Source organism: Salinimonas iocasae (assembly GCF_006228385.1).
GTDB lineage: Bacteria > Pseudomonadota > Gammaproteobacteria > Enterobacterales > Alteromonadaceae > Alteromonas > Alteromonas iocasae.
Map to the genome: position 1 here is coordinate 2,172,432 of NZ_CP039852.1, position 15,111 is coordinate 2,187,542.

General features: G+C 46.8%; 12 protein-coding genes. 9 read left to right on the forward strand and 3 right to left on the reverse strand.

All coding sequences use genetic code 11. The annotated features are described in order from the left end of the window. Nucleotides 1-12: 12 nt before the first annotated feature. The 5 genes from FBQ74_RS09550 to FBQ74_RS09570 are packed head-to-tail and all read left to right on the forward strand — an operon-like array spanning nt 13 to nt 6,975. Complete coding sequence (locus FBQ74_RS09550) at nt 13-3,159, forward strand: efflux RND transporter permease subunit (protein WP_139756466.1); 3,147 nt, start codon at nt 13-15, stop codon at nt 3,157-3,159. Beyond that, on the forward strand, nt 3,152-3,865 hold the full coding sequence (locus tag FBQ74_RS09555) for a PepSY domain-containing protein (RefSeq protein WP_139756467.1): 714 nt from the start codon (nt 3,152-3,154) through the stop codon (nt 3,863-3,865). Before FBQ74_RS09550 ends, FBQ74_RS09555 begins: the two co-directional genes overlap by 8 nt. Beyond that, a complete protein-coding gene (locus tag FBQ74_RS09560) occupies nt 3,862-5,706 on the forward strand; it encodes a 2Fe-2S iron-sulfur cluster-binding protein (protein ID WP_139756468.1) in 1,845 nt (614 codons plus the stop codon). The genes FBQ74_RS09555 and FBQ74_RS09560 overlap by 4 nt, the downstream gene beginning before the upstream one ends. Beyond that, entirely contained in the window at nt 5,703-6,065 is a 363-nt protein-coding gene (locus FBQ74_RS09565; protein WP_139756469.1) for a copper resistance CopC family protein, read from the forward strand. Before FBQ74_RS09560 ends, FBQ74_RS09565 begins: the two co-directional genes overlap by 4 nt. Before the next feature lie 25 nt (nt 6,066-6,090). Continuing rightward, on the forward strand, nt 6,091-6,975 hold the full coding sequence (locus FBQ74_RS09570) for a copper resistance D family protein (protein WP_139756470.1): 885 nt from the start codon (nt 6,091-6,093) through the stop codon (nt 6,973-6,975). 41 nt (nt 6,976-7,016) lie between these two features. Here FBQ74_RS09570 and FBQ74_RS09575 read toward each other — a convergent pair whose 3' ends face one another. Next, a complete protein-coding gene (locus tag FBQ74_RS09575; protein WP_139756471.1) occupies nt 7,017-9,839 on the reverse strand; it encodes a PAS domain S-box protein in 2,823 nt (940 codons plus the stop codon). 332 nt (nt 9,840-10,171) lie between these two features. Here FBQ74_RS09575 and FBQ74_RS19110 point away from each other — a divergent pair, with 332 nt between their 5' ends. The 3 genes from FBQ74_RS19110 to FBQ74_RS09590 all read left to right on the forward strand — a co-directional run bounded on the left by FBQ74_RS19110 (nt 10,172) and on the right by FBQ74_RS09590 (nt 12,354). Beyond that, nucleotides 10,172-10,816: a cache domain-containing protein gene (locus FBQ74_RS19110; protein WP_139756472.1), complete on the forward strand. Its 645-nt coding sequence runs from the start codon at nt 10,172-10,174 to the stop codon at nt 10,814-10,816. A gap of 32 nt (nt 10,817-10,848) precedes the next feature. After that, a complete protein-coding gene (locus tag FBQ74_RS19115; RefSeq protein WP_232371892.1) occupies nt 10,849-11,856 on the forward strand; it encodes a methyl-accepting chemotaxis protein in 1,008 nt (335 codons plus the stop codon). Nucleotides 11,857-11,952: 96 nt separating this feature from the next. After that, nucleotides 11,953-12,354, forward strand: a complete 402-nt coding sequence (locus tag FBQ74_RS09590) for a hypothetical protein (RefSeq protein WP_139756473.1) — start codon at nt 11,953-11,955, stop codon at nt 12,352-12,354. Here the strand turns inward: FBQ74_RS09590 and FBQ74_RS09595 are convergent. Together FBQ74_RS09595 and FBQ74_RS09600 are read right to left on the reverse strand one after the other, a co-directional pair. Beyond that, nucleotides 12,351-13,241, reverse strand: a complete 891-nt coding sequence (locus FBQ74_RS09595) for a substrate-binding periplasmic protein (protein ID WP_139756474.1) — start codon at nt 13,239-13,241, stop codon at nt 12,351-12,353. The genes FBQ74_RS09590 and FBQ74_RS09595 overlap by 4 nt on opposite strands. A gap of 148 nt (nt 13,242-13,389) precedes the next feature. Continuing rightward, entirely contained in the window at nt 13,390-14,289 is a 900-nt protein-coding gene (locus FBQ74_RS09600) for a sensor domain-containing diguanylate cyclase (RefSeq protein WP_139756475.1), read from the reverse strand. A 272-nt stretch (nt 14,290-14,561) separates the two neighbouring features. Here FBQ74_RS09600 and FBQ74_RS09605 point away from each other — a divergent pair, with 272 nt between their 5' ends. Continuing rightward, nucleotides 14,562-15,008 carry a CreA family protein gene (locus tag FBQ74_RS09605; protein WP_139756476.1) on the forward strand — a complete coding sequence of 149 codons (447 nt, stop codon included), beginning with the start codon at nt 14,562-14,564 and terminating at the stop codon, nt 15,006-15,008. Nucleotides 15,009-15,111: the final 103 nt, after the last annotated feature.

The following is a 15,111-nucleotide window of genomic DNA, read 5'->3' on the forward strand; positions in this document are numbered from 1 at the left end:
GGAGGCTTCATCGTGATTGAGTCTATTATCAGATGGTCGGTGAAAAACCGTTTTTTAGTCTTGCTGGCAACAGTGATGGTGATAATGGCGGGTATTTATTCGGTGAGCAAAACACCGGTAGACGCTCTGCCTGACCTGTCGGACGTTCAGGTTATTGTAAAAACCAGTTACCCCGGTCAGTCCCCGCAGGTCGTCCAGGATCAGGTCACCTACCCGCTGACCACTGCCATGTTGTCAGTGCCAAAAGCGAAGACCGTTCGTGGTTTTTCCTTTTTTGGTGACTCATATGTGTACATCATATTTGAAGACGATACCGACCTTTACTGGGCCAGAAGCCGTGTTCTGGAATATCTGAATCAGGCCGCGGCGAGTTTGCCGGACACTGCAACACCGCAAATCGGCCCGGATGCAACCGGTGTGGGCTGGGTTTACATGTATGCGCTAACCGATCCATCAGGTAAACACGATATCAGTCAGCTGCGAAGCATTCAGGACTGGTTTTTACGCTATGAGCTGCAGTCAGTAGATGGTGTATCAGAGGTTGCCACTGTTGGCGGCATGGTTAAACAATACCAGGTTCAGGTTGACCCCGATCGCCTGCGCGGCTACAACATTCCACTGGATCTGATACAACGCGCTCTGATTCAGGGTAATCAGGAGACCGGCGCTTCAGTGGTAGAAATGGCTGAAGCTGAATATATGGTGACTGCTACCGGCTATATCCGCTCAGTAGACGATATTAACGCAATACCACTAGGGGTGAGTGAGAACGGCACTGCATTAACAATTGGCGACATTGCCACCGTTACACTCGGGCCGCAAATGCGACGGGGCGTGGCTGAACTGAATGGTCAGGGCGAAGTTGTCGGCGGGATAGTGGTCATGCGCTACGGAGAAAATGCGCAGCAAACTATTGATGGTGTCAAAGCACGACTGGATGAATTAAAACGCTCACTGCCAAAGGGCGTTGAAATTGTGACAGTCTATGACCGCTCTGCACTAATCGACCGGGCCATTACGAATTTGCAGGATAAGCTTACTGAAGAGCTGATAGTCGTTGCGCTTATCTGTATAGCATTTCTGTTTCATTTGCGCTCTTCTCTTGTGGCCATTATCACTCTGCCCCTGGGTATTCTGGTAGCTTTTATAGTGATGTATTTTCAGGGTATTAACGCCAACATTATGTCACTGGGGGGCATAGCTATCGCTATCGGCGCCATGACCGACGGGGCGATTGTCATGATTGAGAATATGCACAAGCATATGGAGCGCGAAACCGTTACTGAAGATAACCGCTGGCAAATTGTTACCCGTGCCGCTTGCGAGGTGGGGCCTGCGCTGTTCTTTTCGTTGCTCATTATTACAGTTTCGTTTCTGCCGGTATTTATTCTTGAAGCTCAGGAAGGCAGAATGTTCGCGCCCCTGGCCTTCACCAAAACATATGCGATGGCAGCATCTGCAGGTATTGCGGTGACAGTTGTTCCGGTGTTAATGGGATATTTCATCCGCGGAAAAGTAAGGCCAGAGGCCCGAAATCCGATAAACCGGTTCCTGATAGCACTTTACGTGCCGGTACTCAGGCAGGCTCTGCGCTTTCCCAAATCGACATTGATTGCTGCTTTGCTTGTTACCGTCATCGGTTTCTATCCGCTGAATAAAATTGGCAGTGAGTTTATTCCTCCCCTCGATGAGGGTGATCTGATGTACATGCCCACCACTTACCCGGGCATATCTATCGGTAAAGCGCGCGAGTTACTTCAGCAGACGGATAAACTTATCCGGACTGTACCGGAAGTTGAATCAGTGTTTGGAAAAGTAGGTCGTGCTGATACAGCCACCGATCCGGCCCCGCTGACAATGATAGAGACTTTTATTCAGCTTAAACCTAAAAGCGAGTGGCGTAGTGGTATTACAACAGACGATCTGAAGGCGGAACTGGATGCGCTGGTTAACTTTCCCGGCCTGACGAATGCCTGGGTAATGCCGATTAAAACGCGTATCGACATGTTAGCCACAGGGATTAAAACACCGGTGGGCATCAAAGTCGCCGGCACTGAACTGGAAGTGATACAAAAGATAGGTAAAGATCTTGAACGTATACTGGGTGAAGTACCAGGTACCACATCGGTATATTCCGAGCGCGTAGCAGGCGGACGCTATCTTAAGGTAGATATCCAGCGTGAAGAAGCCAGCCGTTATGGCCTGAATATCTCAGATGTTCAGCAGGTTGTAGCCACCGCGGTGGGTGGCATGAATGTGACGCGCACGGTAGAAGGCCTTGAGCGCTACCCGGTCAACCTGCGCTATCCGCAGGATTATCGTGACTCGCCTGAGAGTCTTGCCAGATTGCCAATTGTTACCGATAAAGGGCAGCGAATCGCGCTGGGCGATGTGGCTGATATATATATCGAAGATGGTCCACCAGGTATCAAAAGTGAAAACGCGCGCATCAATGGCTGGACGTTTATTGATATCGACAACACCGATATAGGGTCGTACGTACAAAGCGCTAAGGCTGCTTTAGCAGCTGAACTTGACCTGCCGCCAGGCTATTCTGTCACCTGGGCTGGCCAGTATGAGTATATGGAAAGGGCGAAGGATAAACTTACCTATGTGGTACCACTCACTCTCGCCATAATTGTCATCTTGCTATACCTCAACTTTAGAGCCTTCAGTGAAGTGCTGATGATTATCTTAAGTCTGCCGATGGCGATGATCGGCGGCTTATGGCTGCTCTATTTGCAAGGCTTTAATTTGTCGGTAGCGGTAGGTGTTGGGTTTATAGCACTTGCCGGTGTTGCTGTTGAAATAGGCGTAATCATGCTGGTGTATCTGAACCAGGCACTTAACACCCTAAAAGATCAAGCCAGGCATGATAACCGACAAATCGGACAAGACGCTTATCGCAAGGCCTTGCTGGAGGGTGCCGGCTTGCGTGTCAGACCCGTTATGATGACAGTTGCAACAATCATTATCGGCCTGCTACCTATCATGTTCTCAAGTGGTACGGGGTCTGAGGTAATGAGCCGGATCGCCGCGCCTATGGTAGGTGGGATGACAAGTGCTCTGTTATTAACTCTGATTGTTCTGCCCGTCGTGTATGCGCAGGTAAAAGCACACAGTGTGAAGCGTTTCAATAAGGAGTTGCCCGGTGGTTAATGTTGTACGCCGCTATCATCGCTGGCTGATGTTATTTGTTGCCTTGCAGTTCTTATTGTGGGCAGTATCAGGCCTCTATATGGTGAGTATGGATATTCACTATATCCACGGTGAAAGTCTGGTCAACACACCGGCCGTCAGCGTAGCTGACGAACAGCGCAAAACCCGTTTTGAAACCATTGTACAAGCTTATCCTAACGCAGAGTCTGTCACATTGCGTTCGCTGGCCGGCAAGCCTGTGTATCAGGTTTATCTGGTAGATTCGTCCACGCCGCTGCTCATTGCAACGGATACGGGGCAGCCGCTTACACAGATAAGTGAGCAGCAGGCTGCCCGTATAGCGGTTCGGGCCTTTACCGGGCAGGGAAATATTGAAAGTGTGAATAGCCTGGTTCAGCCTTCAGATGCGCCTGATGAATTGTCATCCCGGCATCTACCGGTATGGCAGGTAAATTTTGACGGCACGTTTTCCCCTACCCTTTATGTCAGCCAATATACCGGCGCTATCGTTACTGTCAGGCATCACCCCTGGCGCTGGTTTGACTGGATGTGGCGACTTCACATTCTTGATTGGGACGATGGTGCAACACTGGGCAATGTTTTCTTTCTGATTTTTGCATTTACTGGTCTGGCAGGCGCTCTATCCGGCGCCGTGCTTTCCTACTGCCGAATATGCAAAAAAGACAGCCAAAGTGAGGCATTATGATGCGGTTCAGTTTCATAAAGCAATGTCACAAATGGGCCTCTGTCATCATCGGCGCTCAGTTAATTATATGGCTGGTCACCGGTCTATATTTTGGGCTATTCAGCCACGAGCGGCTGGCGTTACGCTCATCTTCAGCAGAGCTTGGTGAAGGTGCTTATCAGCATGGCGGTATCGTTCCCGCATCAATGCTCCCACTTGAACAGGTGCAGTCTCTTACCCTGCGTACATTAATGGGAAAACCGATTTATGTGGCAATCATCGAGGCGGGGGCACATATCGGACAGACAAGCCAGATTCAGCTATTTGATGCACATTCAGCTACACCCATTACTATCGACCGATTACTTGCTGAAAAAATTGCCAAACATGCCTACCCCGGCCCTGTACAAATTGCCAGTGCAACATTTAAAGAAGCGCCCTTGTCTGATCTGCCCGGTCAGCAAAATGATGTGTGGCACATTGTTTTTGCCGATGCGCAAACTACTTATATGTTTATCGACAGTCGCACCGGCAGAATAATCACCCATTCGACCTATGACTCGCGGTTTTTTGATTTAATGCTCAAACTGCATTTTATGGATTATGGAAACAGTGGCGGCTTCAACCACTGGCTAATTGTTACGTTTGCCGTGGTCACCTTATTGTTTGTTATAACCGGGTTAATCTGGCTGGTTGTTTTATTAAAAGATGGCCAGATAAATCCCACGCGCGGCAGAAAAAAAATATTTTGCGCAACGCTGAATACTACAGATGCGCAAATGCGTATTTCCGGTCGCAGTAGCGAAACGATTTTTTACGCGTTACAGCATGCCCATGTTTACCTGCCTTCGTCATGTGGCGGTGGCGGGAGTTGTGGTAAGTGTCTGATTCAGACCACTGGCGATTTGAAAATCACAACGGCGGAGCGCGAGTGTCTGACACCTGCAGATCTCAAAAAAGGAATGCGACTGGCTTGTCAGCATCTGGTTGCCGAGATTGACTCTGTTCATGCTCCAAAAGCTTATCGGGACAAGCTGGTACTGGAAGTAGAACACTCCCGGTTTGTTACACCTACGATTAAATATATTCAATTCAGGGTAAAAACCGGGGACTTGCAAGCATACAAGGCGGGCGCGAGTATGCGGTTTGTTATTCCGCCGTCAGCGAATGCTAACCGACCAAACGATATTCCGGCGTTTTTTTCTACTTACTGGCAGGATACTCCAGACGGACATAGCTCCCATGATGGCGGCGTGCGCCACTACTCTATCGCTGATTTTGATAATGGTTCAGACACGCTCAGTGTGGCAGTAAAATGGCAACAGTCTGAAGATAAATCACAATCCGGAGTGGGTTCAGGGTACTTATGTCAGCTGAGGACCGGCCAGACCATCGACGCTATAGGTCCTGTTGAGTCGTTTTATTTATCGGATGCGCCGGTAACGCAACGATTTTTTATAGGTGCCGGTTCTGGAATTGCCCCGTTAAGAGCAATGATTTTCGAGCACTTATTGAAACATAGAAGCGCCATGCCGGTGTCCTTTTTTTATGGCGCCCGAACCCGCGCCGATCTGGCCTTCTACGATGAGTTCGAACAGCTGTCCAGACAGTTTTCTCAGTTTTATTACTGCCCCGTACTATCAGCGCCCGATGATAACTGGCCGGGTAATTCTGGCTATGTTCAGGATGCCCTGGCACCAATACTTCGTCAGGCAAGTTTTAACCCCAGGATGGCAGAATTTTATCTGTGTGGTCCCTGGCCCCTCATGCAGGAAGTCGAAGCGCAGCTACATCGCTATGGCGTGACACCTGCCAATATTTTCAAAGATACCTTTAATCCTACAGCGAGAATAAACCAATGAAATATAGACGCTTAATACTTTCCGCCTCTGTTGTACTTGCATCACTAACTGCGCAGCCGGTGTTCTCACACTCTCAAATGAATCTGAATGAGAGTCAGCCGGCAAGTAATGCAATGTTGATGAGTGCGCCGGAAAAGTTATCTCTGACGTTTTCAGAAAGCGTCCGTTTAACGAACGTGACGCTAACCAATAAAGATGGCAAGGAAATCGATTTTGGCTTTGCTCCGGCCTTTGACAAAAGTGCAGATTTTGAGTGGAAATTACCCGCGTTAGCGCCAGATACATACAAAGTCAGTTATGTGGTAATGAGCGATGACGGCCATAAAATGACAGGTAAATATTCGTTCATGGTGCACTAGGTCGCAGAATAATAGGGTATTTACAGTGTTTGACGTATTACAGGTCACCGGTAAATTTTTAACCTATTTTGGTTATGTTGCTATTGCAGGGGCATTTTATGCCCCTTTACTATGTAATGAAGTGCCTGACGCTGATGCCGGGCAAAGCATTGTGAAAAAATACCTGCGAGGATGCATCGTCGCGCTGATTTTTGCTATTGTCGGTACCGTGCTTTGGTTCTTCGCCAAGACAGGCGCACTGGCTTCTCGGGGGATTGACGGAGCGTTTGACCCGTTGATGCTGAAAATTGTGTGGTCAGCAGCGCCTGGTGATGCGCTATTGGTGAAGACGCTTGCCTTTTTCGGTGCCCTGATGGTAATCATCAGATATCAGTCGGCGCAGTACAAACCTGGCAAGATGTTTTATATTGGTATGGGGTTACCAATGGTGATCGCTGCATTCAGTAGCACACTGACAGGTCATATCTTTGAACAGGCTATGCCTGAACATATCGCCCTTATTGTGCATATTATCACTATTTCCTGGTGGGCAGCGTCACTGCCCTTATTGATACAGCTTGCTTATCAATATCCGCCTTCGCATGTTCGCAGATACATGCTGCGATTTGGCCGGGACGCCTGGGTTCCGATAGTCCTGCTAATTTTAACCGGTGTGGGAATGATTTATTCTCTGGCCGATTTACCTGAGGCTTTGTACCGCACATTGTACGGGAATCTCTTCATGGTAAAAGCGTCTCTGGTGTTGGTGATGCTGTGTCTTGCCACCTGGCACAAATGGTTTCTTGTTCCACGACTTGTCAATAACACACCAGAAACAGTAGTTCGTTCAGTTCAGGTTGAAAGCATTATTGCGCTAATTGTACTACTGACCACAGCCGTTTTTACTACATTTACAGGTCCACACGATTAACGACCTGTTAATTCGCACTAATTCAGTTGCGTGGGCAGAGGTTACATTAGTTTATGGTTCTCAACCTGTAATAGGATTGGTGTTAAATCATCAAGATTGATTGGTTTAACCAGATGGTGATGAAAACCGGACGCTTTTGAACGCTGAATGTGGGATGGTTGTCCCCAGCCGGTTTGAGCCACAAAAATAGCATGTTTAAGTGCAGGATTTTGTTGCAGTGCGATACACAGGTCGTAGCCATTCATCCCCGGCATGCCAATATCGAGCAGGACCAGGTCGGGGATAAAGGACGCAACCGCTTCAAGCGCTGCTTCACCGCTTTCTACCACTTCAACATTGCAACCTTTTGCTTCCAGCAACCATCCCATAGTCACCGCCGCATCCTGATTGTCATCTGCAATAAGTACATTGATTGCAGACTTTTGCATGGTCTGACTGAAGGCTGATGTTTCACTGACCTGAATATTGGCTGGTTTATCTATGAGCGGCAGTGTCACAGTGAAAGTTGTTCCCTGACCCGCTCCCTCGCTGGCAACACTAACCCGCCCCTCATGAAGCTCAGTAAGTCTTCTGACCAGTGTTAAACCAATCCCCAGGCCGCCCTTAGAACGCTCAAGCATCCCTTCCACCTGAGAAAACATATCAAATACATTGGTAAGCTTATCCTGCGGGATGCCAGCCCCATTGTCCCTGATAGCCACAAAAACATTGTCAGCGTCGCGGGAGACGTTGATATTAATGCTGCCACCCTGAGAGGTGTATTTTGCCGCATTATTAATAATGTTGGAAAAAATCTGTGAGAGTCGGATTAGGTCGCCACTTACCCATAAATCTTCCCCACAGCTAATGGTGAGCGTATGCGAGCATTCATCAATCAATGGCTGCACTGTTTCTGTCGCGGCATCCAATACGTGCTTTATATTTAAAGGCGTGCGATTCAACCGTATTTTCCCGCGAGTGATACGGGATACATCCATCAAATCATCCACCAATTGGATCATTTGAGTAACCTGGCGTTCTACCAGATCAAAAGAAGCGTCTTTTTGTTTCGTATCGAATTTATCAGATTGTAATATCGCCAACGAATTCCTTATTGGCGCCAGCGGGTTTCGTAACTCGTGTGCAAGTGTTGCCAGAAACTCATCTTTTCGTTTATCTGCTTCATGCAGAGCATCAATGGCGTTGCGTTCGCGAGTGACATCCACTCCTACCCCGGGGAATCTGGCCGCCTTTCCGGACTCATCGTATATAACCCGGCCCCGGAACGACGCCCACCGAACGCTGCCATTTCGCTGAACAATCCGGTACTCCTCATCATAGGGCGTACCGTTCTCTATACTTGCATTAATCGCTGCGGTAATACGTGGCTTATCGTCGGGATGAATAGAGGCTAATGGTTTTTCGATTTCCACGCCGTAATGCGCATCCTCACGACTGATATTGAATAGTTCAGCTAAGCGCTCATCTGCGGTGAATATATTCTTTTGGATATCCCAGTCCCAAATACCAAAGCTGTGTGATGCTTCAAGAGCAAGTCGGCGCCGGGCTTCAGCTTTCTTGGCCAACTCTTCAGCTTCTTTTCTTTCTGTTACATCCCGGGTAGACCCGGCAATTGCCTCTACCCGTCCGTCATCAGAAATAACCGGAACAAAAATATAATCGTAAATTCGTCGTCCGTGAGTGCCTTCAAAGGGGACATCGCCCCGTATCGGTTTTTTGGTCTCTATTACGCGCTGAATTTCATCCATGTGCATTTGCGCGTGCCAGGGCTCGTAATCAAGCTCAAAGCACGTTTTACCTACGGCATCTTCCCAGGTACGCCCCCACATCTTCAGTAGCGCATCATTGGCATAAGTAAATCTTCCCTGCAGATCGAAGATGTAGATCAGATCAGGTGTGTTGGATAACGCAGTCTCATAAAGCCTACGTTGTTTGTTTAATGTTTCTGTATTGGCAGACAATGCTGTTTCAGCACGCAAGCGCGCTTTGTTTTCTCTGTCCCTTTCAATGATCATTGCCGCTGAGCGCGATAATGCATCAACAACATGTCGGTCAGACTCAACCGGCGTGCGGGGCTCGGTATAAAAAACAGAAAAGATACCGATTACAGATTTACTTTGCGTAGAGAGAAGTGGCGTACACCAGAATGCATTCATACCTGCCTGAATGCCTGCCTGACTAAATGCAGGCCACCGGGTCTTACCCTCCAAATCAGAAACTTTGATAAGCTCTCTGGTCAGGTAGCATTCGGTAAGGGGATGGTCGGCCTCTGATAAGGCAACACTATTCAGTTCATTAACCATGCTTTTCGGCAAGCCTGAAGAGGTTGCACAGCGAATAAGATCACTTTCCTCGTCAATCAGAGAAATCGCCGCCATAGCAATGTGCCCGGCCTGCCCTTCTACCGCATTTGTTAAAATGTTCAGCACCTTTGACTGGGGCGCACCTGCCAGCGCTGCGCTCAGTGCCTCCCGCTGACTATTTGCAACAGCTTCAAGTCTGCGTTTTACAGCGCTTTCATGAAATGCGATACATAAATAATTTTCATCAATCTGGAAAATACTTGCCCAAACCCAGAGAAATACAGGCCCGAACGGCGCCTCGAAGGCCTCTGGTTTGCCAGTGTTGAGAACAGAAAGATATCGTTTCTCGAAAATTGATCCTTCGAAACTCTCAATAGCATTATAAATAGAGTTACCGGATAACGAAGCCTCAGCCAGTCCGGTAATTTTTTCGGCCTGGTCATTGTGATAAGCGATGTTGCTGTTTTCATCAATTAACAACACAGCATCAGAGATATTTTCAATTACCGCCAGCGTCGCGGCTGACAGATTTCGTTTTACTACATCATGAGGTTCGTTCAAGTCAGCGATCTTAGATTGAAGAAAATTTACTTTCCCATCATAGCTGACTCCTTATGGGGAAGCTAATCATTCGGGCAAAAAAAACACATATAAAAACATGACGTTATAATACTTATTTACACAATTCACAGATGAAACAATTCTTATCTTCCGTAACGGTACTTTTAGCTGAATAATGCTCACAGATCACATCTATGCTAATGCTATATCCCCCGTCAGATACATATTTGCACTACTTATCTGAAAGTAACACTTAAATCCGTTAACACTATTTTAACTTATTGGCTAAGCTTAGCTACGGTTTATGCATTACACGTCTAAGAGATAGAAAGATGCTAAGTAAGTTTTCTATTAAAACGCGCCTTATATCACTGGCTACACTGCCACTTATCCTGCTCACACTCATTTTGCTGTTGGTTACTGCCAGTCAGATTAAGAAGATGCAGAGTGAAAGCGTACGCAGTGCAGAAGAAATACTCACAGAAAGCAAGCGGGAAGAGCTTAAACATATCATCGACATGGCTTACTCAGCGATAGCGCCCCTGTATGAGGGGGGAGGAAACAGAGATGATGCCGTAGCAATTCTGCAGAATATGTCGTTTGGTGAAGACGGTTATATTTTTGGTTACACAGAAGATGCTGTGCGCGTTTTCAGTGGCAACAGCCAGTCTAATATTGGGGAAAGTTACTATGACTTCCAGGATACCAATGGCGTTTATCTGATTAGGGATCTTATTGCCGCAGGTAAGAAAAATGCGACGGGGGAGTCTTCCGAGTTCGTGACCTATCATTTTCCCCGACTGGGCGGAGATATCGCTTATCCGAAGCTTTCGTACGCTATTTTTCTCGATGAATGGAACCTGATGATTGGTACCGGTATTTATATTGACCACATAGAGCAACAGGTCAGTACGCTCGAAGCAATCATAAGCGAGTCCAGTGAGCATTTGCTGATGCTGGTATTATTGTGGCCCTGATAGCGCTGCTTGTATTTACCAGTATGGGTTTAATGATTTCACGCTCTATTCTCAGGCCCCTAGATGAAGCCACACAATCTATTTTCAGTTTATCCCAGGGCGAAGGTGATTTAACTCAGCGCCTCGATGTTTCAGATGAACATGAAATGGGCGCATTGGCAACACAGACCAACGCACTGTTGTCCACGCTCCAGACGCTTATACAAAAGGTCAAACAGGTTGCCCATTCAGTGTCGGAACAAGGACATACGCTCACTGACCAGGCTAACAATATAAACCAGTTAAGCGCTGCCCAGCATACAGAGATCGATCAAATCGCCTCAGCCACCACACAAATGTCTGAGTCCGCCTCGCAAGCAGCGCACAATGCGTCCAACGCAGCACGTGCTGCTCGCAATGCAGAACAGGAAAGTCATGCGGCGCTTGCCAGTGTAGAGCGAACCCGCGGGGAGATGCATAGCCTGACTGATGCACTGGCCAGAACCAGTGATGTTGTGAGCCATGTGGGCGCAGATGTTGAAAACATCAGTGTAGTATTACAGGTCATCGAAAATATCGCTGAACAGACCAACCTGCTCGCCCTCAATGCAGCTATCGAAGCGGCGCGTGCCGGTGAACAGGGACGAGGCTTTGCGGTTGTTGCCGATGAGGTGAGAACACTTGCCTCCAGAACACAGGGCAGCACGGAAGAAATACAGCAAATGATCGATAAACTGCAAAAAGGCGCCAGAAATGCAGCCAATGTGATGGCGGCCAGTATCAAAAATAGTGAAAACACGTCCACTGGTATTGATGCCACCGCCGCAAACCTCGATGCGATTAGCCAGGCGGTGAATACACTTACTGACGAAAATACGCAAATCGCCACAGCCGCAGAACAGCAACGTGTAGTCAGTGGTGACATTTCTGGCAGAATTTCCGGGGTTGCAGGACAGACTACCGAACTGGCTGGAATTTCTACACAAAACGCCCGGGTGGCTAACGAGCTTGAGGACAAAGTAAGAGAACTGGAAGGCTTAATCGGCCAGTTCAGAGTATAAAAACAGCAGTTCAACAAGAAGAGGGATAGTTATTGGTCTTCAGTTTTTGCTCTGATAAGGTGTCCATCATCGTTTTTACGCATGAAGTTCACGCCGATGTTTGAAGCTCACGGGTCGTTCAAAGCAACAATACACAAAAATGTATTGCTGGTAGATATTATTGGCCCCTGGAATCTCGAAACGGCGATTGAGTATCAGCATTTTATAGAAGAGATAACCGCGCCGTTAGTGGGCTCCCCCTGGGCTATGATCACCGATTTATATGACTGGGAACTATATACACCAGACTGTTACCCTATCATCCATCAGCTGGTCAACAAATGTATTGAAAACGGCCTTCAGAGAGAGGCTGTTGTAAGCCCTGAAAAGAGTGTTAAACGACGTCCTTTTCAGGTCGATCGTGCGCAATATCCGCAGTTTACCCGCTCTTTTTTCACGCAATATGACCAAGCTAGACAGTGGTTAGCCGGACAAAATTTTATTGCACCCGAGAATTAGTCTCGGCCGAAGACCTGGTTATCATCTATCTGCTCATAATTATTGATATAGCGCTGTACGATTTTGTCATACCGACCGCTCGCTTTGACATATTCCAGCGCCGCTTTGATCTCCTTAATATGAAAGCGGACGGGCGAGCTTTTAAAAATGGCGATATAGCAATCTTCACCGGCGATAATATAAGGTGAGCGAATAAAGCTAAGTTGCAATCGTTTCATCACAGATGTTGCTATCAGTTCTGGAATGATAACCAGATCTACACGTCCAGCTTTAAGCAATATTAACGCCTGACGGTAATCATTAAGACTTACGATGTTTATGTTCGGGACTGTTTTTAGAAAGGTCAGGTAGTCACTTCCGCGCTGGACGCCTATCGTTTTACCTCTGAAATCTGCTACATTTCGTATAATATTGTCAGTGTTGTTCACTAAGACTAATTTTTTCACCGGAGGAAAAGCCGGGACAGAAAAGTCGGCATAATCATCACGCTCATCATTTTTAATCGGCCCAAGCATCACATCCACCTGCCCCACCTTCAACAAATGCAGTGCGCGTTTGAAAGGCACTTCAAAGTAAGCGGTTTCGACGTTGAGATGTCGCATTACCTCTTCGTAAATATCCACGTAAATACCACTGATGCTACCACCCGCGATTATCCTGTACGGCGGTGCATTATCTATGGCAGCTTCTACATAGGCTGGCCAGGCTGTAGAGGCTTTCGGCTCAGAGTTGGCCATAGACTGAAATGAAAGCGTGACAAATATAACGACCGACAAAGTGCGATATAGCAAAGCGTAACCAGATACAGAAAATGTGGAAAACATCGTACTGACTACCTCAGTCAACAACCAGTTGTTGAAAGAATGTATAGAATAGCTAATATTCATCTGCTCCTCACCTGATCTTTTATAACCAGATAAAAAAAGCAGAGGTTAAACGTGTGCAGAGCCGTTTACATGTAGATTCAGTTGAAAAGAGGAAGCGCCAACGCGCCTTACGCATATAAATTGTTATAGGTCAGATTAAAGCGCTTTGCTAAAAGCCTGTCACCTTGTTCTTGCCTTTGTTCTTAGCGTCATAAAGCAGCTTGTCTGCACGGCGAAGTGTGGTTTCGTGAGAATCATCATCAGCCGAAATAGCGGTAACACCAATGCTGACTGTAACGGCAATATCTCCTATCGTTAACGACTCTGCGTGGGTCGCAAACTGACTATTGAGCCGCTCAGCGAATGAAATCGCCTGCTTAATCTCCGTATTTGGCAATACAATAACAAACTCATCGCCACCATAACGGTAAGCGGCATCAGCTTCACGCATTTGTTTGCGCAGGATATCAGCAAGCGCAACAATGATTTCATCGCCCTTATGATGCCCTTCTATATCATTGACTGATTTGAGATTATCCAAATCAAGCATAAGCACGGATGTTGAGATATCGTAACGATTAAAACTAGCTAAATGGGCGGCAAGATCCTGCTCAAGGCGACGGCGATTATAAAGCTCAGTCAGTTGATCGGTATCACCCCAATAGCGAAGTTTCTTCTCTAACTGATAGCGCTCAGAGATATTGCTGGCTACCCAGAGCACCACAGATTCATCATCCACCTTGAAATCAAGCGCCTGAATCCTTCCCTCAAACCAAATAGGGTCTTCAGGACCTTCATCGGGTAAGCCCAGAATATCTTTGTCACTGAGCTCATATTCTTCCACCATCATTTCACCGGATGTGAGCGCCTCATTGATTTTGCGAACAAAATAGTCGGCCTTCTCTGGCTTAAGAACATCATATAAATTCTGACCAACCAGCGAGGTCCCATCATGGTAATAACGGACATCCTGGCCACCGAACAGCGCAACGTACTTCCCTGAAGTAGAAAGATTAAATACGGGATCGGGCAATGAATCCAACACTGACCGCATCTGTTCGATATTCATACAAACTCAATCATTAACAAACGCCTATATAATAAAGATACACTGTTTTCAACCCTGAGCAAAAGTTAAATACCAATAAAGTATGATACTTTGTTCATAATTGCGTATTTTAACTGCTGATTTACGCAAAAACTTCCATCAATAGATCAGCATGTATTATCACTATGTATAAGCATCAGGTAGGTTGCCTTGCACTAGCCAGTGGCATCACTTAACGCATTCAACGGTATTTTTGAAGACCTGCTTCAAAGTACCTCTTCACCGGAGAAATCATGAAAAAAACGTTATCACTCCTGACTGCAGTACTGTTGTTGGGCGCGTGTTCAGATGAGAATTCAGTCAGAACAGGTATTTTCAGCGCCTCTACAGTGGATTGGGAGGTTGCAAAAGATCCGGATATTCCGGGCGTGACCTGCCATGTTCAACATATCTCTGCCAACCTATCTATCAGCGACCCGTCAAATATGTCTATTGCCTGTCGCCAGTCTGATGAAATTACACTGTTCGATTTAGAAAAAGCAGAAATTGAAGAGCCGAAAATGATATTTAAAGAATCAAAATCGATTTTCTTTAAATCCATAAAAGTCCGGCGAACCTATGATGAGGAAAACCAGGTAATTGTTTATACGGCGTTTTCGACTAAGGAAACGAGTGGCAGTTTTAAACATGCTATTTCGACGGTGCCGTTGTATGGCACTGAAGCTTTCCGGGACAACTAAACCTCGTCGGTATAATCAGAGGTGGGTAGAACACTTTAATCCCCACCTCAATCCCCCTACTCCTTCTTATTTATATAAATTTAATACTATTTATCATCAACTA